The following is a 19,037-nucleotide window of genomic DNA, read 5'->3' on the forward strand; positions in this document are numbered from 1 at the left end:
ATAACGGAGCAGGGTTTCGAGGACCATTGAGATCTCGCAGAGCACGAATCAGCAACGGAAAACGGCGACTGAATGTTAAACAGACAAAATAATAGACTACGCTAACTATTAGCCCGTCGCGTCAGTGCAGGCAGACGGCGCAGATAAAAAGAACGATGTCGCCGCATTGATTAAGGTTGATCGGCATTTTGGAGCGATGAGCAATGAAACTACCTCAAGTCCCGCTTACCCGGCGGCGGTTTATCGTTGGCGCCAGTGCGCTGGTGATCGGCGCCTATCTGCCGTCAACCGGCGCACTGGCGCGTACAACGACGACCACGGCGCCAGAAAACACCGCTTATGAAGCCAATGCTTTCGTGCAGATCGACGAAAATGGCATTGTCACCGTCCTCAGTAAACACACCGAAGTGGGCCAGGGCGTTTATACCGGCATGGCAACGCTGGTCGCTGAAGAGCTGGATGCCGACTGGTCGCAGGTGCGGGTGGTTGCCGCACCGGTGGATACCAACGTCTATAAGAATCTGGCGTTCGGTTTTCAGGGCACCGGCGGCTCCAGCTCGGTGGCCAACGCCTACGAGCAGATGCGTCGCATGGGCGCGATGGCGCGCGCCATGCTGGTTCAGGCCGCTGCCCAAAGTTGGAAAACCTCAGCGGAAGAAATCACCGTGCAGGCGGGCAAGATCCGCCATGCCGCAAGCGGTCGCGAAGCAGGGTTCGGTGAGTTTGCGGCGCTGGCCAGCCAGCTGCCGCCGCCTGACCCCGCCAGCCTGACCCTGAAGGATCCGAGCCATTTCACCCTGATCGGTAAGGTCAGTGGCTTGCACCGCGTAGACTCGTTGGCGAAGACCAACGGCTCGGCGCAGTTCACTCAGGATATTCATGAGCCGGATATGCTGACCGTTACCATTAAAAAACCGCCGCGTTTTGGCGGCAAGGTGGCCGCGTTCGACGCCAGCCGGGCGCTGAAGGTGCCGGGCGTGGTGGATGTGAAACAGACCGATACCGGCGTGGCGGTATATGCCAAAAATACCTGGGCGGCGATCCAGGGCCGTGAAAAATTACAGGTGGAGTGGGACGACTCGCAGGCAGAGCGGCGAGACACCGAGCAGATATTTGCCGAATTCCGTCAGGTGGCGCAAAAGCCCGGCGTAGTGGCGAAAAGCCAGGGCAAGCCGGGCGAGATTTTCGATCAGGCGGATAAGGTGATCGAAGCGGAATACACCTTCCCCTATGTGGCCCATGCGCCGATGGAGCCGCTGGATGGCTATCTGTTTTGGGATGGCGAGAGCGTCAAGGCACGCTACGGCTGCCAAATCCAAACCCTCGACCATAAACAGCTGTGCGATCTGTTCCAGCTACCGCCGGAAAAAGTGCAAATCGACACCATTTTGGCCGGCGGCAGCTTTGGCCGCCGCATCGATCTGGGCAACCCGAAGCTCGGGCCCGATCTGGCGGCGGACATGGCCGCGGCGGCCAAAGCCATTGGTCCTGGTCACGGGGTCAAAGTGGTGTGGACGCGAGAGGATGATATTCGCAACGGCTGGTATCGTCCGATGATCCTCCACCGGATGAGAGGGGCGATCCGCGACGGTAAAGTCGTGGGCTGGAGCGATACCGTCGTTGGTCATTCCTGGACGCTTAACAGCGCGATGACGGCGCTGGTGGTTAACGGTCTCGACCAGATGATGGTCGAAGGTGCCAGCGAAGTGCCGTACACCTTCGAAAACTTCCTCTGCGACGCGCATATCGTCGCGGGTAAAGTGCCGACCACCTCATTAAGATCGGTCGCCAGTACTCATACCGGTCACGCCGTCGAAAGTTTTATTGACCAGTTGTTGCAGGAGACCGGGCAGGATCCGGTCGAGGGGCGTCTGGCATTGATGGGTGATGCGCCGCGTGAGGCCGGCGTGCTGCGGGCGGTGGCCAAAGCCGCCAACTGGCAGGGCGCGAAGGTGGTGGATGGACGAGCACGCGGCGTAGGCGTCGCCAAGGCGTTTAATACTCGGGTGGCGCAGATAGCCGAGGTGTCAATCGGCGAAGGTGGCATTCCGCGCGTGCACAAGGTGTGGTGCGCGGTGGATTGTGGTGTGGCGGTCAATCCGGATGTGATCCGCGCGCAGATTGAGGGCGGCATAGGTTATGGCCTGAGTATTGCGCTGTACGGCAACATTACGCTGAAAGACGGGGTGGTTGAGCAGTCCAACTTCAATAATTTCCGTCCGCTGCGCATCGACGAAATGCCGGAGATAGAGGTGATTATCGTACCTTCAAGCGAAGCGCCTACCGGCGTTGGCGAGTTGGGGGTGCCAACCATCGCTCCGGCAGTCGGCAATGCACTGGCACTGCTCGGGAGACCTCGCAGTTCACTTAGCCTGCCTTTACACCGTCCCAACCGTGACGCCAGCGTCTGAGCAAGGAGAACAGCATGATAACTTTAACTGTAAACGACCAACCGCTGACGTTTGATGGCGATCCCCATATGCCGCTGCTGTGGTTCTTGCGTGATGAGGCCGGATTGACCGGCACCAAATTCGGCTGCGGCATCGCGATGTGCGGGGCCTGTACCGTCCACCTGGATGGGGTGCCGGTGCGTTCTTGCATGACGCCGGTCTCTGCCGCCGAAGGCAAGAAAATCACCACCATTGAAGCGATCGGCGAAACGCCGGCGGGCAAAGCGGTGCAGGCGGCCTGGGTTAATCTGGACGTAGTGCAATGCGGCTACTGCCAGTCCGGTCAGATCATGAGTGCCAGCGCACTGCTGGCCCAGAGTAAAAATCCGAGCGATGCGGATATCGATGCGGCAATGAGCGGCAACGTCTGTCGCTGCGCCACCTATGTGCGCATTCGCGCTGCCATCCACCAGGCCGCCAAGGCGTTGGATTAAGGGAGAAACTCATGAGCAACGCCCTGAGATGGCTATTTTGGTTGATCGTGGCAATCGTGGTGCTGGCCGGCGGTTATGCGATCTATACGCTGCTGCGGCCGGTTGGCCCGGAACCCGCTGCGCCGATCGCCGGTGCCCCTGCCGGGATCAGCGATAAATTGGCGCGTGGCGAATATCTGGCGCGGGCTGCGGACTGCGTGGCCTGCCACACTGCGCCCGGCGGTAAACCTTTCGCCGGCGGTTTTGCCTTTAAACTGCCTTTCGGCACCATTTACGGCACCAATATAACCGCCGATCCCGACACCGGTATCGGTAATTGGAGTGACGATCAGTTTGTGAGTGCGGTGCGTGAAGGCGTTGGGCCGCAGGGTAATCTTTACCCGGCAATGCCGTACACCTCATACACGGCCATGAGCCGTGACGACGTGTTGGCGATCAAAGAGTATCTGTTCAGCCTGCCGCCGGTGAAGCAGGCCAATCCGGAAAATGGGCTGTCGTTCCCGTTTAACCAGCGCTGGGGCATGAAGTTTTGGAACCTGGCGTTCTTCAACGAAAAACGCTTCGAGCCGAACCTGAATCAGGATGAGCAATGGAACCGAGGCGCATATCTGGCCACCGCACTGGGACACTGCAGCGAATGCCACACGCCGCGCAATTTGGGCTTTGGCATTAATCAGAGTAAAAACCTCAGCGGTGAGGTGATCCAGGGGTGGTTTGCGGCCAACATTACTCCCGATCCGCAGACCGGTATCGGTGCCTGGAGCGAACAACAGCTGTCGCAGTATCTGGCGACCGGCCACGCGGAAGGACGCAGCAGCGCAGCCGGTCCGATGGCAGAGGCGGTGGAAAACAGCCTGCAGTATCTGACGCCGGAGGATAATCAGGCGCTGGTGAAATACCTGCGCAATATCGAGCCTATCGCCACGGACAGTGCCAGCGCGGTCAATCTGCAGCCGAAGGGGGCAACGTCGTCCAGCGCGATATTGCCGGGTGGGCAGGAAGACTCGTTGGGACGCCGACTGTTCGCCGGAGACTGCAGCGGTTGCCACCAGTGGAACGGAACGGGACGCCAGAGCAAATATGCTTCCTTGGTCGGCAGCACGGCGGTTAACGATCCGCAGGGCCGCAGCGTGGTGCAGGCGATCCTGAAGGGGACGCGCATCAGCATCGGCGAACAGCATGAATTCATGCCGGACTTCGGTGCTCAATACTCGGACGAGGAAGTGGCGGCGGTTGCCAATTATGTTGTCGGCCAATTTGGCGAAAAACAGGGCCAGGTAACGGCCAAACAAGTCGCTGAACAACGCAAACAGTAAGAGGCGGCGAGGGGGGCTGCCCCCTCGCTACCTGTCATTTTCTGCGCCGGGACATTACCAGTTTGTCTTTGGGGCGATCCAGCCAATCGGCAACCTCGTTATTGAAGTTATCCGCTAACAGGTAGGCAGGAGTTTTCGCCAACCAGTCAGACAGCGAAATGTCCTGATAGATGCCATTATCCAGCACGATTAATACCTTAAGATCGTCATCCCCCATGTTTTCGATATAGTGCCCAAAACCCTGTGGAACATAGCCAACGTCGGTAGGAGAATATTCTTCAGTCTGCGCATGGCCGTGCGAACTGAACACCGTCATGCGCCCCTTGCCGGAAATATAGTATTGCCACTCATTGGCATTGGGATGCCAGTGTAATTCCCGCACCGCCCCAGGCTTAACGATTTCTATAATGCCGGTCATGGTAGTGGAAATAGGGAATTCTTTTGAAGAGACCAAGTGCACGCTGCCGGCATCATTTTCGAAGAAAGGCTTTTGTTTCATTAATTCATAGCGATGAGCCAAAGGTGCATTATTTAAACCGCCATCGTGGGCTGGTAAGGGCAGTGCGGGCGGAATGGCACCGCCGACAATATAAGCCTCACCTTGTTTTGCCTTGGAAAATACCGCCGCCGGCATATTCACGCTTTTTTCCAACACTTCTTTGGGCATGTGGGCTACCCAGTCGGTAATGCTGAAGGTGCCGAACTCGGAAAAGTGACCATTATCAAAGGTCAGAACAAAATGTGCGCCGTCTGCCAGCGCCTGAATCGAGTGGCCGTAACCCTTGGGGAAGTACCAGACGTCGCCGGGGCCGAAATCTGCCACCTCACATTTTCCTTCAGGATCAATGATGGTGATGCGGGCATGCCCCTCCAGCATAAATGCCCATTCGGCAGCGATGGCGTGCCAGTGCAGTTCACGTACGCCACCCGGCTCCAGCGTCATATCCACCCCGGCAACCCCCTCGGAAATCGGGAATTGTTCGACGGTAGCCTCCCTGGCCCAGCCGTTGGGTAAACTGCGTTTCTTACTGTGGCTAAAGACGTATTTATACAGATTTTTCACATCGGCAGCGGGTTGGAAATTGCTGGGGGGAACTATATTTCGATGTTCATCGGCGCTGGCGGATTTAATCATGCCGCCCATAACACCGGCGGCTGCTGCGCTGACTGCGGAAACTTTCAATATATCTCGACGCGATAACATAGGACTTTCTCCAAATAAAAGTGGCCCACAGCGAATACGGCTGACTGGGTTTATTCTTTGGTTTTATTGTGTGCAGGTGGCTTATTGCTGAAATGGAAGCATTCGGCAACGGTTAAAGCATAGTGGGTTAAAAACAGGATGCCGCGAATAATATATTAATTTATGTTACTAATTGAGTGTGGCTGTAATTTTTAAATCCGCTTTAAAATAGTTATCTACCGGTATCAAATAAATGCATTTCATTATTAAATAAAGGATAAACAAAGTGAGTTTAATTAAAGTGGATAATGTGTTTCAGGTGCTATTTTATGCGGTTGAGTAAATGGGCATCAGTAAAAAAGGCATGGCAGGGTACGGCGGGCAACGTTGAAGTGCGTTTTCGGTAAAGAGTGATGTGAATCACAAAGCGTAACTAAGACTATTGCCGAAAAATGGCAACTATGACGATACTTTCGCCGCGATCTTAGCGATCGCCAGACATTTTTATTACGGCGTGTTACTGCTCAGGCAGGCAAGACCAAAATAGGAATGCACCTCTCCTTGTGATGAGGCGCATTTTGATTTTGGTCTTTTTTTTTGCTTTTTTACCGGGGATATTCGATGGATTACAAACAGTTGGGCCTGGAAATTTTGCTGCAGGTCGGGGGCAAGGACAACGTCAGCAAACTGACGCACTGTGCCACCCGTCTGCGGATGGAGTTTAACGATGACAGCAAGGTACAAGCGAAAGCGATCGAGTCCTTGCCTGGGGTGATCAGCGTGGTGGAGCGTGGTGGCCAGTTTCAGATCGTGGTCGGCAACAACGTGCAGCAAACCTTCCGCGCGATGCAAAAAGAAATCGGCGATCTCAGTGGCCGTCAGAGTGAGAAAAACTCCCAGGCGCGGGGCGGGGTGATTTCACAGATTATCAGCGTTATTTCAACCACTTTCACACCGGTGATCCCGGCTATCACCGGTGCGGGGATGATTAAGGCGCTGCTGGCGATCCTCAAACTGACCGGGGTGATAGATGCCGCCAGCCCGACCTACCATCTGCTGGACACCATCGCCGATGCGGCCTTTTTCTTCCTGCCGGTGCTGCTGGCCTACGGCGCGGCAATCAAATTCGAATGTAACCCGATCCTGGCAATGACCATTGCCGGCGCGTTGCTGCACCCCAATTTGGCGCAGATGCTGGCGGCGGGCACGGTGATTGATTTCGTCGGCATACCGGTGCGCCTGGCGGATTACGCCGGCTCGGTGTTGCCGATCATTTTCACCGTCTGGTTAATGTCCTATATCGAACGGTTTGCCGAGAAAGTGTCGCCGACGATGATCAAGTTCTTCACCAAGCCTATGATTATCCTGTTGGTGACCGCCCCGTTGGCGTTGGTGGTGGTAGGGCCGTTCGGTATTTTCCTCAACGATCTGGTGGCCGCCGGTGCCGCTATCGTCGACGGTAAAGCCAGTTGGCTGATCCCGATGCTGATGGGCGGCCTCCAGCCGTTTCTGGTGATCACCGGTACGGCCTGGGCAATGACGCCGATTGCTACCGGTCAACTGAGTAAAAATGGTTTCGAAATGATTAACGGCCCAGGCATGTTGGCTTCCAACATTGCACAGGGGGCTGCGACGCTGTGCGTGGCCTTTCGCACCAAAAACAAAAATCTGCGCCAGCTGGCGTCCTCTGCGGGTTTCACCGCGCTGCTGGGTATCACCGAGCCTTCGTTGTACGGCGTGACGCTCAAACTGCGCAAACCGCTGATTGCAGCAATGATCGGCGGCGGCTGTGCCGGTATTTACGCCGGGCTGAGTGGGCTGGTGCGCTATGCCTTCGTTTCTCCCGGATTAGCGGCGCTGCCGGCGTTTATCGGCGAAAACCCAATGAACATTGTCCATGCGCTGATCACCTGCGCCATTGCCATTGTGGTGACTTTTGCACTGACCTGGATGCTGGGGTTCGACGATCCGGTTGAAGAAACGGGATCTGGGGGCTCGGAGGCCGTCAGTGGCGCCGAACAGCAAATTTTCAGTCCGCTCAACGGTCAACTGGTGGCATTGGCGCAGGTTAACGACGACGTGTTCTCGCAGGGGCTATTGGGTCAGGGTGTCGCAATACGGCCGCAGGAAGGCGTGTTGCGCGCGCCGCTGACGGGGGAAGTAGTGACGTTCCTGCCATCCATGCATGCGGTCGGTATCAAAGGTGACAACGGCGTCGAGCTGCTGGTGCATATCGGCATTGATACGGTCAATCTGGCGGGACAGCATTTCACTTCCGAGCTTAAAGTTGGCGACCGCGTCCAGGTAGGAGATGAACTGGTGCGCTTTGATCTGGCGGCGATCGTCGGGCTGGGTTACGACATCACCACACCGGTGCTGGTGGTTAACAGCGAAGCTTTTCCTGAGTTGAATTGCCGCCAACCGGGGGCAGTGGATTTTGGGCAGCCCATCATCACCCTTAATAATGCGCAGCAGGAGCAGGCATGATTTACCAACGACTGAACGATTTCCCCGCAGATTTTCTGTGGGGGGCTTCCACCTCTGCCTATCAGGTGGAGGGGGCCTGGAACGAAGACGGCAAAAGTCCATCGATTGTGGATATGCTTGATCACCCGGCAGAAACCGCTGATTTTAAGGTCGCCAGCGATCACTATCACCGCTTCCGTGAGGATGTGCAGCTGTTTGCCGAGCTGGGATTAAAGGCCTACCGTTTCTCGATTGCCTGGACGCGAGTGCTGCCGCAGGGGACCGGTGAGGTCAACGCCGCAGGGCTGAATTTTTATCGCCAGTTGATTGATGAACTGCTGAGCCATGGCATAGAGCCTGTGGTAACGCTCTATCACTTCGATCTGCCTTATGTACTTGAGCAACAGGGCGGTTGGTCGAATCGCGCCACCATCGATGCCTTTGTCGATTATGCCGAAGTGTTGTTTAACGCATTCGGTGACCGGGTAAAGTATTGGCTGACCATCAACGAGCAGAACACCATGATCCTGCATCCGGGCGCCATTGGCACGCCGAAGGGTGGTGAACTGCCATCCAGGCGAGTGCTGTATCAGCAAAGCCACCATATGTTGCTGGCTCAGGCCAGGGTGATGGCGTTGTATCATCAGCGCTGCCCGGCCGGGAAGATCGGCCCGGCGATAAATACCACCTCGATGTATCAGGAAACCTGCAATCCGCTGGATGCCATCGCCGCCCATAACTGGGAAACGCTGCGTTGCTGGAGCTTCCTCGACGTGGCCGTGCAGGGTCGTTATAACCCGCTGGCCTGGCGTTACCTACTGGATCGTCAATTGGCGCCACGGATGGAACCCGGTGATGCGGCGCTGTTGCTGCAGGGCAAACCGGACTTCGTGGCGATAAATTATTACTCGACCGCCACCATTGCCGCCAGCCGAGGCGATGCGTCGGACATCAGCGCGCGAGCCGGCGATCAGCAAATCATGCTGGGGGAGCCGGGCGTGTATCGTGCTGCGGAAAACCCGTTCGTCGGTAAAACCCGTTACGGCTGGGTGATCGATCCTGTCGGATTGCGGCTGACGCTACGTAAAACCGCGGAGCGTTACCATTTACCGATATTAATTACTGAAAACGGCATTGGCGCCCCGGACCAGCTACAGGCCGATGATACAATCAACGACGATTACCGCATCGAGTTTATGCGACAACACGTCGAACAGATGCAGTTGGCCATCAACGACGGCGTCGAACTGATCGGCTATTGCCCCTGGGCGGCAATAGACGTGGTCAGCACCCATCAGGGCTATGCCAAGCGCTACGGGTTTATCTATGTAAACCGGGGTGAGCAGGATCTGAAGGATCTGCGGCGGATCAAAAAGCGCAGTTTTGACTGGTACCAGCGGCTGATTGTCTCCAATGGCCGGCAACGATAATAAAAACAGAGGGTGTGGCCGCGACGATGAAAGTCATTAAGGTACTCAATAATAGCCTGGTGCTATCGGCGGATGACGATAACAATGAAGCTATCGTGATGGGCAAGGGTATTGGCTTTAACAGCAAAGTGGGTGACGTTCTCGACCCGGCCGCGATAGAGAAAGTGTATGTGGTGCAGAACAGTCAAAAGGGCCGCGATTACCTGCGGCTGATTGAAACCACGCCGGAAGAGCACATCGAGATTGTGCAGATGATCCTGGCGGAGGCTAACCGGCAGCTTAACGGGCGGATTAACGAGCAGATTTTCTTCACCCTGGCGGACCACATCAGTTTCGCCATTGAGCGCTATCACAAGGGTATCGCAATCCAAAATCGCCTGTTGTTCGAGGTGAAGCGCTTTTACCCGCAGGAGTTCGCAGTGGCGAGCCAGGCACTGGCACACATCAACCGGCGGTTGAACATTGCGCTGCCGGAAGAAGAGGCGGGCAATATCGCTTTTCATCTGGTTAATGGTCAAACCGACGTGCAGAACATGGAGCACACACTGCTGTCGGTGAAGATGCTAAAAGACATTTTCAATATCATCAAATACCATTTTCGCATCACGATCGACACTGACTCGCTCAACTACTCGCGTTTTTTGGTGCATATGCAGTTTTTCATACAGCGAATGGTCGAGGGGCAGCAAATGGCGTCGAAAGACGACTTTATCTTCGCGCAGGTGACCAGGGAGTATCCGCATGCCTATCGCGGCGCACTGCTGATCCGCGACTACGTGAAGAATCTGCTGCAGATGGAGATGTCGAACGATGAACTGCTGTATCTGGTGATCCATCTGACGCGTATCGCCGACCGGTCTGATTAGCCGGGCGACTGCTCGCTGACGGCTTCGGCCACCAGATCGCGAAAGCGTTGGATGATGGCCGACGTCCGGTTGCTGCGCAGCGCCAGATAAAGCGGCGCGCTGAGCTGGGCCTGTTCGGCAATGGTTCGGTAAACGATGCCGTCCCCGCCCAACCGCCGCATGGAGGCCGGTACGATCGACAACCCCAGACCGGCACCTACCAGGCTAAGGGTTGCGGGCAGGCGCGGGGCTTCCTGAATAACGCGCGGGCTGAACCCGGCACCGTGGCAGGCCGCCAGAATCGCATCATACAAGCCCTGGCCCGCCGGGCGACGATAAAGAATAAAGGCCTCCCGGGTTAACGCAGTCAGCGGTAGCGGCTGGTCATCATGGGTGGCCAGCGGGTGACCGATGGGCAGGGCGATCAGCATCGGTTCGCGCAGCACCGGCTCAATTGTCAAACCGGGAATACCGCCCACCGGCGAGCGGACAAAGGCCACGTCGAGCCGCTCATCCACCAAGGCATCCAACAGTTCGCCGCTGCCTGCCTCTTCCAACTGAGTGGTAATGCCAGGCAGGATCTCACGGTAGCGGCGCAGCAGATTGGGCACGAAGGGATGCAATGCGGCGGAGCTGGTGAAGCCGATAGCGATATGCCCTTGTTCACCCCGCGCGGCGCGGTGTACTGCTTCGGTCAGATGCTCTGCCCGCGTCAGTAGCGCCCGCGCTTCATTGAACAACACGCTGCCGGCTTCGGTAACGCGTACGCCACGGGGCAGGCGTTGCAGCAGTTTTACCCCCAATTCCTCTTCCAGCCCCTGTAACAGGCGGGTCAACGGCGGTTGTTGTATAAACAGTCGTTCGGCGGCGCGGGTGATGTTGCCTTCTTCCACCACGGTAACGAAAGCCCGCAGGCGGCGAAGTTCGATCATTGACATACTTTGAAGGTATCCTTGTTGCTTGTGAAATGCATTAGACATCATGGCATGGCGACGCGCATCATACCAGCCATCAAAATAAGCGATGTGGAACGGACAATGTCGGAATCTGATGCGGTAAAAAATGACCCGCAGGCAGCACCGCCGGGCAACGGCGAGTTGTTTTTGGGCTTTCTGATGCTCGGGCTGATTGGCTTTGGCGGCGTACTGCCGTTGGCGCGCAATATGCTGGTGGAAGATCGCCGCTGGCTCAGTGGTCAGCAGTTTACCGAGCTGCTGGGGCTGTGCCAGTTTTTGCCGGGTGGCAACGTGATTAACCTTTCGGTAGCGGTTGGCATGGAGTTTCGCGGCCTGCGCGGGGCTTTTTGCGCCCTGCTGGGGCTGATCAGCGCACCGACGGCCATCGTAGTCGGTTTGGGTATGGTTTATGCCCGCTTCCAAAATGACGCGCATGTACAACACGTGTTTGCCGGTCTGGCTGCCGCGGCGGCCGGTTTGTTGCTGTCTACCGGGGTGAAAATGCTGCTGCCGCTGCGCGGTAAATGGCTGGCACTGGGCATTGTGGCGCTGTGTCTGATCGCCATCGCCTGGCTGCGTTTGCCCTTACTGCCGACCATGCTGACATTGGCGCCGCTGAGCATCCTGCTGATGTGGTGGAGGGATCGCTCATGATGGCGGTATTGATCTCACTGGCGATCATATTCACCGAGCTGTCACTGCTGGCATTTGGCGGCGGTATGACCATTCTGCCGGAAATGCAGCGTCAGGTGGTGGAGGTTCACCAATGGATGAGCGCGCAGGAGTTCAGTGCGCTGTTCGCCATGGCGCAGGCCGCGCCGGGGCCGAATATGATGATTGTGCCGCTGGTGGGGTGGCACGTGGCCGGGTGGGCCGGGCTGTTGGTGTCCTCCATCGCCAAGTTCGGCCCGTCGTCGATTGTTACCCTGCTGGTGATGGGCGTCTGGCGGCGTTTCAAGGACAAGCCCTGGCGGCGTCGGGTGCAAAGTGGATTGGTGCCGGTGACCGTTGGTTTGGTGGCGGCCAGTGGCGTGCTGATTGCCGAAGCTTCCGCACCGAATTGGCCGTTGGCGATGATTATCCTGCTGGCAACGGTGCTGAGCATGAGCAAACGTATTCACCCATTATGGGTGTTGGCGGGCGGGGCGATACTGGGGCTGTTGGTGGCGTAATCGATATTGGCGGCAGGGGCTGCTGCCGCCAGAGTAAGTTACTGGCGCGGCGTCAGCGAAAAGCGGGGCTTGCCGTTATGGTTCATCACTTCATAGCGTTTGGGGGCCGTCAACGCCAGAAACGCTACCATGCTGCCATCGGCATTGGTCAGCGTCATGCCGTCCGGCGTCGGACGCCAGGCCACCGGCAGTTCGGTGAGCGACAAGGGTTGCAGACACTGCTCTTCAGCGGTGAAACGGTAGGCGTTAGTTCCTTCGATCAGTTCATCGCTTAATTCAACGTTGCAGGCTGGGGCTTTGCCTTCGGCATCGTTCAACTGCCAGTGCCCCTTCAGCGCAGAGGGGGCCAGCAGGGGCAGTGAACTGGCAAAGGTAGTGCTGCTTAACATAAGGCTCATAACAACTCCTGTCAGGGCAACGCGCCTGAGTGCGCGCAAAGAGAGAAATCTCGACATCGGCCACTCCTTACTGAAATCCGTTAATACCATAGCACGATCCTTGTTGCTGGGTGATCCAAGGATAAGTGATTTTAATACTCGTTTATTCTGAATCAATGAATAACCCGCAGTATAAATGACGAGCAATTAAAGCCAGTAGTCTTCTTGTTATTGTGGTCTATATTTTTCAATTATTTGTTTTTAATTGCTTTAATGATTTTATTTGATTTGAAATGCCTGCTTATTATTCCACTGTTGTATGGTTGCGCCGTCAGACTAATTCCCTATGCTGGATTGCGGAACTGGAATGTTCCCATTAGTTATTTTGATTGAATGCCTCACCAATTGAGTGAATTCCTATTGTGTAAAGGAGAATGCGATGAACCGCAATCACAATGAAATTTTGCAAGATGACGAAGCGTTTACCGGCCTGGCGGCCACATCCCCCCACGATCCCAACTATCAATTCTACTATCACCAAACCGGCAGCATCTACAATGGACTGGGCTATGGCGCTTATCTGACGTTGGATAATGCCAATCTCTACAGCAACCAGCGAGGTACCGGCCCGCTGACTACCTGGGGTAAGACCCGCGAAAACTACAGCTCCGAGCGCGCTGCCGATCAGCTGACTCGCAGCGGGTATACGCACAACGGCGACAACGTTTTCCATCAGCCGGCAGATCTGACCTTTTCCTTCCTGACCCAGGAAGCGCTGGATGTTATCGGCAGAACCGGAACGGGTAACAACGCCAATAAAGGGCTGGAGCCGTTGACCGAAGCGGCTAAAAGTCAGGCGTTAAAATCGATGCAGGCCTGGGCAGACGTGGCAAATGTCACCTTTACCGAAGCGCAGTCCACGGATCTGAACCACCGGGCAGACATCACCTTCGCTTATTACACCCAGAAAGCCGATGGCAGCGCTGCGGATGACAATGCCTTTGGTTACTATCCCGCCACCTCTGATCCTGCGGATGATAACAGCTACGCCGGTACGGTCTGGTTTAATAAAGGTTTTCTTACTCATCAAGCGCCGGTGCCGGGGGATTTCAGCAGCCAGACCTTCACCCATGAAATTGGCCATGCATTGGGCTTGATGCACCCTGGCGATTATGATGCTTCCGACGACAAGGACCCCACTTATTTCGATGACGCCGTGTATTATCAGGATTCGGTACAATATTCGATAATGAGCTACTTCAGCGGCAATAACACCGGCTCCGATACCAAAGGGGTCAACGGTTATGGCCCGATGATTGACGACATCGCCGCGATGCAGAAACTGTACGGTGCCAATATGGAAACGCGCACCGGGGATTCGGTGTACGGGTTTAATTCCAATACCGGGCGTGACTTCCTGACCGCAACGGCGGATAACGGCAAGCCGGTGAACTTTGCGGTGTGGGACGCGGGCGGCAACGACACGCTGGATTTTTCCGGCTACAGCCAGCAGCAACTGATTAATCTCAATGACGGCGCCTTTTCCAGCGTCGGCGGCGGCACGCAGAACGTATCGATCGCCAATAATGCGGTGATCGAGAACGCCATTGGTGGCAGTGGTCGTGATGTGCTCATCGGCAACGAACAGGACAATTTACTGGCCGGCAATGCCGGTTCGGACATGTTGTATGGCGGGTTGGGGGCGGATCATCTGTGGGGCGGCAAAGACGCCAACAACTTCGCCGATTATTTCGTTTACCTCAATGCTAATGAGTCCACCACGACGGCATTCGATGTGATCGAGGATTTCGAGCACGGCGTCGACAAAATCGACCTTTCCGGGCTGCGTTTCAACAACAGCCTGAGTGAACTGCGGTTGATCGACAGTGCCGACAGCTTCAGCGGACAGAAAGGCGAGTTCAAACTTAACTTCGATACCTTTAACGGCACGACCGATTTATTGCTGAATACCCATAACGACAGCTATGCGGCGGATTTCAAAATCCAGGTCGTAGGCCAGGTGGAGCAAAGCGATATTCTGTTTGCCTGAGTGCCGTGCTTGATAAGGGCCCGAGGGCCCTTTTTCTCAAGCTGCCATCTCCGGTCTTTAAGGGCGCAGAGCCCTGATCAGCGCCTGATTGAACCGTTCGGGCTCTTCCATTTGCGGCGCATGCCCCAGGCCCGGGAATTCGATCAGGTTGGCGTGCGGGATCATTTTCGCCACCTGTTTCCCCAGCAGATTATAGTGCCCGAGCTGAGCCTTGACGGCGGGGGGAGCGATATCGCTGCCGATGGCGGTGGTGTCGGCGGTGCCAATCATCAAGGTGGTCGGCGTTTGCAGATCCTTGAACTCGTAGAACACCGGCTGGGTGAAAATCATGTCGTAAATCAGCGCCGAGTTCCAGGCCACCAGGCGATGACCAGGCCCATTATTCAGCCCGGCCAGCATATCGACCCAGCGGTCATATTCCGGCTTCCAGCGGCCAACATAATAGGTCTGCAGTTCGTACTGTCGAATACCGGCAGCGGAGGTTTTCAATTCACGCTCGAACCACCGATCGACGCTGCGCCACGGCACGCCTTTGGCTTTCCAGTCTTCCAGCCCAATCGGATTGACCATCACCAGCCGTTCCACCGCCTGCGGGTACATCAGGCTATAGCGGGTTGCCAGCATGCCACCGGTAGAATGGCCGACGATCACCGCTTTAGCGATTTTAAGGTTATTCATTAGCGCGTGGGTATTGTTCGCCAACTGCTGAAAGCTGTATTGGTAGTGCTGCGGTTTGGTGGAGCTGCAAAAGCCGATTTGATCGGGCGCGATCACCCGATAACCGGCCTTGCTTAGTGCTTTGATGGTGTCTTGCCAGGTGGCGGCACAGAAGTTTTTGCCGTGCATCAGCACCACAGTATGGCCGTTGGCATCGCCCTCTGGCGGCACGTCCATATAGCCCATGCTTAACTGCTGCCCCTGAGAGCTGAAGCTGAATTGTTGCAGCGGGTAAGGGTAGTGAAAGCCCTGTAGCTCCTGACCGTATTTGGGGGGGTCGGCAGCCACGCTGGCAGAAAAGGCGGCCAGAGCAGCGGCTAGCGCGACTCGACGGGTCAATCTCAGCATCCTGATGTCCTTATGAAAATCGGCAAGAGTCTGAGTATAGCCGTAAAGACCATGCCTCCCTGATGAAAAGGAGGCATGAAACGCTAGGCGCTGCGCAACTGTTGTTGGCGCTCAAGCTGCTGGTTGAAATGCGCGGGGGCCCAATCCGCCTGCAGCGCCTGCATCAGCAACTGCTGCTGGGTCTGCGGAGCCAGTCCGGCCAGCGGCGGATCGCTGTCCAGATTGGTGGGGAAAGAGTAGCCGTCTGCCGCCGCCGCGACGGTCGCCGCCAACTCCGCACCCAGCAGTTCTCCAGCTTGATAGCGCCGCAGCAACGCCGGATAGATCTGCTGCAGCAGGCGCAAGCGGTTCACGGTTTCCATCGGCTTGCCGAATGCCGATGAGACCTGCAACAGATTGGCGATGCGCACATGGTCGTGGGTGACATTGTTGCCCGCAGCATGGAACAGCGCCGGGTTAAAGAACAGCGTGTCTCCCAGCTCCAGCGGCAGCTGTACGGCATGTTGCTGGAAATAGTCGATAAACTCCGGACGTCGCCAGGCCAGGTAGCCGCCGGGATACTGGTGTGAGAACGGCAGTAATTGAGTTGGGCCGGACTCCAGCGGCATCGCGGAATGCGCCACCGCACCTTGCAACGTCAGATACTGGGACAGCAGTTGCAGCGGCAACGGAAAACGTTGTACGTCCTGATTTTCCTGAAAGCCCAGATGGTAGTCACGGTGCGGTTGCTGTGCTTTGCCCCCAGGGCGCACTACGTTGACCTGCGCCGTCATTTGATACCAGGGGCCGAGCCAGGCTTCGCTGACCAACGCCAGCACAGGGTTGGCGTAGTAATCAATAAAAGCATCGGGATCGTGCTGGGCGGCCTTTTGCAGAGAATTCCAGATGCGGCCGTTATTGCCGGCGGCAGAGAAGTGATCGCCCGCGTTCCCTCTGGCGGCTTCTTCCTGGAAAATGGCCTCGAAAACCCGGTTGTGGCGCTCTATGATGCTCTTGTCGGGATAGGTGTTTTTAATCACCAGCACGCCTGGGCCGGTGGAAAGCGCCCGGTGCAGCTCACTCAATACCGAGGTTTTATCGGTTTGCGCACACTCAATCAGCGTGGCAGCGTGATAAATCAGTACGTTTTTTTGCGCGTCGGCCGCCAGTGGATAGTCACTCAATGTGAGCGACTGCTCACATGTCTGGCCAAAGTCATCAACCGAAAGCCGGTCAGGCTGTAAAAAAAGAGTTTCAGTCATGATGTGCTCCCGAGTTCAGGCTCAGCGGGTGGTCCGGTTTTGGTGAGCCGCCATCGCCGCAGCCAATCACCCCCTGATCGAAGTCGACAACCGCGCCGGTCATCATTCCGGACTCCTCAGACAGCAAGAACGCCACCGCACGCGCCACTTCCCGTGGTTTCAACAAGCGCCCAAACGGCTGTTGCCGTTCCGCCTGCGCTAACCAATTCTCATCGGCGTCGTGATACTGGCGCTGAATTTCATGCTCATGTGGCGTGTCCATCCAGCCGATATTCAGGCCGTTTACCCGGATGCGGTTGCGCATGGCGCTGAAGGCGACGTTTTTGGTCAGGGTGATCAGTGCGCCTTTTGACGCGGCATAAGGCGCGAGAAACGACTGACCCCCGTGCGCAGTAATGGTAATGATGTTAACGATGGAACCCGCAACCTGATGCTTGATCATCACTTTGATGGCTTCCTGCATCAAGAAGAAGGGTGCGCGAATATTGACGGCGAAAATGGCGTCGAACAGCTCTGGCGTGGTGTCGATTATGGTACCGCGGTCGGACATGCCGGCGCAGTTAACCAACCCATGCAGGGTACCGAAAGCCTTTTCCGCTTCGGCAATGACGTTGCGGCAGGCTGCCGGATCGGCAATGTCAGCGGTGACGAATCGGGCATCGCAACCGGTAGCGCGTAACTTCTCTGCCTGGGCGGCCCCCGCTTTCTGATTGCGGCCGCAAAGCATCAGCCCTGCGGCTCCGCGCTCGGCCAGCAGTTGTGCCACCGCAGCGCCCAGCCCCTGGGTTGCCCCCGTCACCACGTAATAGTTTCCTGAAAACATAGTGTTTACATTCTCGTGCATTGCGTCAGCCTCAGATAATTTTTGATATTGAAAATCAATCGGTTGTTTTTATCTTCATCTTGCTATTGCTAACACTAGCATCTACATTTTGTTAACAAAACCTCACTGAAACCTCAAAAAGACCTCAATTTGGTGACGTCATGAAATTCTCTATCAAGCAAATTGCCGGGCAGGCGGGCGTCAGCAAGGCAACGGTCGATCGCGCGCTGCATCAGCGGGGCAAGGTGCATCAACAAACCTTGCGGCGTATTGAGCAGGCGCTGCAGGATTTGGAAAATCAGCAGCGCAGCGGGCTCGCCAGCGGCCGTACGCTGCCGATTGACGTGGTGATGCACACGCCGCAGCGTTTCAGTCAGTTGGTTACGGATGCACTGTGTAGCCAGTTGAGTGCTTTTGTGCCGTTTCGCATTACGCTGCGCTTTCATATTTTCGAACAGATCGGTACCGCTGAACTGCAGCAGGTGCTCGAGCGCTGCCGTAGCCAGGGCTCCTACGGGGTGATCCTGAAGGTGAGCGATGAGCAATTGCTCAATGACAGCGTCGGTTTGTTGCAGCAGCAGGGCATACCGGTGGTGACCATAGTGACCGATCTGCCACAAAGTCGGCGCATCAGCTATATCGGCATGGATAACCGAGCCGCCGGTCGTACAGCGGCTTATCTGATGGCACGCTGGTTACCGCCCCAGCCGCAGCGGGTGGCAGTGGTGATCAGCAGCCAGGGTTTTCGCGGCGAAGAAGAAAGAGAGAGTGGATTCCGTCAATGGCTGCGGGAAAGGGCACCGCATCTGAGCGTGGTGGACATTAGCGGTGGCCTGGGGGTGTATGCACCGACTCTGGCACGAGTGACGGAAACGTTGCGCTGTCATCCGGATATTCACGCGGTTTACAGCGTCGGTGGAGGGAACTCCGCGATTGTTGAGGCGTTCAGCCGGCAACAGCGGCCGCTGGCGGCGTTTATCGGCCACGATTTGGATCAGGAGAATCGCCAACTGCTGGCACAAGAGCGGATTGATGCGGTGATCGACCACGATTTACAACGGGACGCGCGCAATGCCTTCCAGGCCATTTTGCAACACCACGGCTTTGTTCCCGGCAATATCATCACGCATGCCTTTTCAAGGGTTAGCGTGGTGACGCCGTTTAATCTTTCAATGGTCGACGAACCCTCTGCCGGTGTTTAACGCCGAAGGTTTTTACCACCGGCGAAC

Annotated in this window: 16 protein-coding genes; 10 read left to right on the forward strand and 6 right to left on the reverse strand. The window is 56.4% G+C overall.

The features are described 5' to 3' along the window. Positions 1–203 precede the first annotated feature (203 nt). Genes M495_RS11350 through M495_RS11360 form a run of 3 tightly spaced genes read left to right on the forward strand, consistent with a single transcriptional unit; the run spans position 204 to position 4,200 of the window. Positions 204–2,411 (forward strand): xanthine dehydrogenase family protein molybdopterin-binding subunit, encoded by a 2,208-nt coding sequence (locus M495_RS11350; protein WP_020826796.1) that lies wholly within the window; start codon positions 204–206, stop codon positions 2,409–2,411. Between the two features lie 14 nt (positions 2,412–2,425). After that, the gene (locus M495_RS11355; protein WP_020826797.1) at positions 2,426–2,884 is read left to right on the forward strand and encodes a (2Fe-2S)-binding protein; all 459 of its coding nucleotides are present in this window, start codon (positions 2,426–2,428) and stop codon (positions 2,882–2,884) included. 11 nt (positions 2,885–2,895) lie between these two features. Next, a complete protein-coding gene (locus tag M495_RS11360) occupies positions 2,896–4,200 on the forward strand; it encodes a c-type cytochrome (protein WP_020826798.1) in 1,305 nt (434 codons plus the stop codon). Positions 4,201–4,234: 34 nt separating this feature from the next. On the opposite strand, the gene M495_RS11365 is transcribed toward M495_RS11360, so the two are convergent. Further along, positions 4,235–5,404, reverse strand: a complete 1,170-nt coding sequence (locus tag M495_RS11365; protein WP_041414546.1) for a cupin domain-containing protein — start codon at positions 5,402–5,404, stop codon at positions 4,235–4,237. Positions 5,405–6,004: 600 nt separating this feature from the next. Between M495_RS11365 and M495_RS11370 the strand changes: the two genes are divergently transcribed. The 3 genes from M495_RS11370 to licT are packed head-to-tail and all read left to right on the forward strand — an operon-like array spanning position 6,005 to position 10,145. After that, positions 6,005–7,870 (forward strand): beta-glucoside-specific PTS transporter subunit IIABC, encoded by a 1,866-nt coding sequence (locus M495_RS11370; RefSeq protein WP_020826800.1) that lies wholly within the window; start codon positions 6,005–6,007, stop codon positions 7,868–7,870. Further along, complete coding sequence (locus tag M495_RS11375; RefSeq protein ID WP_020826801.1) at positions 7,867–9,279, forward strand: glycoside hydrolase family 1 protein; 1,413 nt, start codon at positions 7,867–7,869, stop codon at positions 9,277–9,279. The genes M495_RS11370 and M495_RS11375 overlap by 4 nt, the downstream gene beginning before the upstream one ends. A 26-nt stretch (positions 9,280–9,305) precedes the next feature. Continuing rightward, a complete protein-coding gene (licT, locus tag M495_RS11380) occupies positions 9,306–10,145 on the forward strand; it encodes a BglG family transcription antiterminator LicT (RefSeq protein ID WP_020826802.1) in 840 nt (279 codons plus the stop codon). Here licT and M495_RS11385 read toward each other — a convergent pair. Continuing rightward, entirely contained in the window at positions 10,142–11,062 is a 921-nt protein-coding gene (locus M495_RS11385; RefSeq protein ID WP_020826803.1) for a LysR family transcriptional regulator, read from the reverse strand. The two genes, licT and M495_RS11385, sit on opposite strands and share 4 nt — an antisense overlap. Positions 11,063–11,161: 99 nt before the next feature. Between M495_RS11385 and M495_RS11390 the strand changes: the two genes are divergently transcribed. Together M495_RS11390 and M495_RS11395 are read left to right on the forward strand one after the other, a co-directional pair. Beyond that, complete coding sequence (locus tag M495_RS11390) at positions 11,162–11,734, forward strand: chromate transporter (RefSeq protein WP_020826804.1); 573 nt, start codon at positions 11,162–11,164, stop codon at positions 11,732–11,734. Beyond that, positions 11,731–12,252, forward strand: coding sequence for a chromate transporter (locus M495_RS11395; protein WP_020826805.1), 522 nt, complete (start codon positions 11,731–11,733; stop codon positions 12,250–12,252). The genes M495_RS11390 and M495_RS11395 overlap by 4 nt, the downstream gene beginning before the upstream one ends. A gap of 38 nt (positions 12,253–12,290) precedes the next feature. Here M495_RS11395 and M495_RS11400 read toward each other — a convergent pair whose 3' ends face one another. Next, positions 12,291–12,650, reverse strand: coding sequence for an AprI/Inh family metalloprotease inhibitor (locus tag M495_RS11400; RefSeq protein ID WP_020826806.1), 360 nt, complete (start codon positions 12,648–12,650; stop codon positions 12,291–12,293). Between the two features lie 418 nt (positions 12,651–13,068). On the opposite strand from M495_RS11400, the gene M495_RS11405 reads away from it, so the two are divergent. Next, the gene (locus M495_RS11405) at positions 13,069–14,679 is read left to right on the forward strand and encodes a serralysin family metalloprotease (RefSeq protein WP_020826807.1); all 1,611 of its coding nucleotides are present in this window, start codon (positions 13,069–13,071) and stop codon (positions 14,677–14,679) included. Positions 14,680–14,736: 57 nt separating this feature from the next. Here M495_RS11405 and M495_RS11410 read toward each other — a convergent pair whose 3' ends face one another. From M495_RS11410 to M495_RS11420, 3 genes are all read right to left on the reverse strand, one after another. Continuing rightward, entirely contained in the window at positions 14,737–15,744 is a 1,008-nt protein-coding gene (locus tag M495_RS11410) for an alpha/beta fold hydrolase (RefSeq protein ID WP_020826808.1), read from the reverse strand. A gap of 83 nt (positions 15,745–15,827) precedes the next feature. After that, a complete protein-coding gene (locus M495_RS11415) occupies positions 15,828–16,985 on the reverse strand; it encodes a phytanoyl-CoA dioxygenase family protein (RefSeq protein ID WP_041414548.1) in 1,158 nt (385 codons plus the stop codon). Beyond that, the gene (locus tag M495_RS11420) at positions 16,978–17,808 is read right to left on the reverse strand and encodes an SDR family oxidoreductase (protein ID WP_232103184.1); all 831 of its coding nucleotides are present in this window, start codon (positions 17,806–17,808) and stop codon (positions 16,978–16,980) included. The genes M495_RS11415 and M495_RS11420 overlap by 8 nt, the downstream gene beginning before the upstream one ends. Positions 17,809–17,969: 161 nt before the next feature. Between M495_RS11420 and M495_RS11425 the strand changes: the two genes are divergently transcribed. Beyond that, positions 17,970–19,010 carry a LacI family DNA-binding transcriptional regulator gene (locus tag M495_RS11425; protein ID WP_020826811.1) on the forward strand — a complete coding sequence of 347 codons (1,041 nt, stop codon included), beginning with the start codon at positions 17,970–17,972 and terminating at the stop codon, positions 19,008–19,010. Positions 19,011–19,037 lie beyond the last annotated feature (27 nt).

Source organism: Serratia liquefaciens ATCC 27592 (assembly GCF_000422085.1).
Lineage (GTDB): Bacteria > Pseudomonadota > Gammaproteobacteria > Enterobacterales > Enterobacteriaceae > Serratia > Serratia liquefaciens.

Coding starts and splice junctions, on each gene's coding strand:
- M495_RS11365 (WP_041414546.1), bottom strand. CDS start 5,404: ATGTTATCGCGTCGAGATATATTGAAAGTTTCCGCAGTCAGCGCAGCA.
- M495_RS11390 (WP_020826804.1), top strand. CDS start 11,162: ATGTCGGAATCTGATGCGGTAAAAAATGACCCGCAGGCAGCACCGCCG.
- M495_RS11420 (WP_232103184.1), bottom strand. CDS start 17,808: ATGTTTTCAGGAAACTATTACGTGGTGACGGGGGCAACCCAGGGGCTG.
- M495_RS11370 (WP_020826800.1), top strand. CDS start 6,005: ATGGATTACAAACAGTTGGGCCTGGAAATTTTGCTGCAGGTCGGGGGC.
- M495_RS11355 (WP_020826797.1), top strand. CDS start 2,426: ATGATAACTTTAACTGTAAACGACCAACCGCTGACGTTTGATGGCGAT.
- M495_RS11360 (WP_020826798.1), top strand. CDS start 2,896: ATGAGCAACGCCCTGAGATGGCTATTTTGGTTGATCGTGGCAATCGTG.
- M495_RS11405 (WP_020826807.1), top strand. CDS start 13,069: ATGAACCGCAATCACAATGAAATTTTGCAAGATGACGAAGCGTTTACC.
- M495_RS11395 (WP_020826805.1), top strand. CDS start 11,731: ATGATGGCGGTATTGATCTCACTGGCGATCATATTCACCGAGCTGTCA.
- M495_RS11410 (WP_020826808.1), bottom strand. CDS start 15,744: ATGCTGAGATTGACCCGTCGAGTCGCGCTAGCCGCTGCTCTGGCCGCC.
- M495_RS11350 (WP_020826796.1), top strand. CDS start 204: ATGAAACTACCTCAAGTCCCGCTTACCCGGCGGCGGTTTATCGTTGGC.
- M495_RS11375 (WP_020826801.1), top strand. CDS start 7,867: ATGATTTACCAACGACTGAACGATTTCCCCGCAGATTTTCTGTGGGGG.
- M495_RS11425 (WP_020826811.1), top strand. CDS start 17,970: ATGAAATTCTCTATCAAGCAAATTGCCGGGCAGGCGGGCGTCAGCAAG.
- M495_RS11400 (WP_020826806.1), bottom strand. CDS start 12,650: ATGAGCCTTATGTTAAGCAGCACTACCTTTGCCAGTTCACTGCCCCTG.
- licT (WP_020826802.1), top strand. CDS start 9,306: ATGAAAGTCATTAAGGTACTCAATAATAGCCTGGTGCTATCGGCGGAT.
- M495_RS11415 (WP_041414548.1), bottom strand. CDS start 16,985: ATGACTGAAACTCTTTTTTTACAGCCTGACCGGCTTTCGGTTGATGAC.
- M495_RS11385 (WP_020826803.1), bottom strand. CDS start 11,062: ATGTCAATGATCGAACTTCGCCGCCTGCGGGCTTTCGTTACCGTGGTG.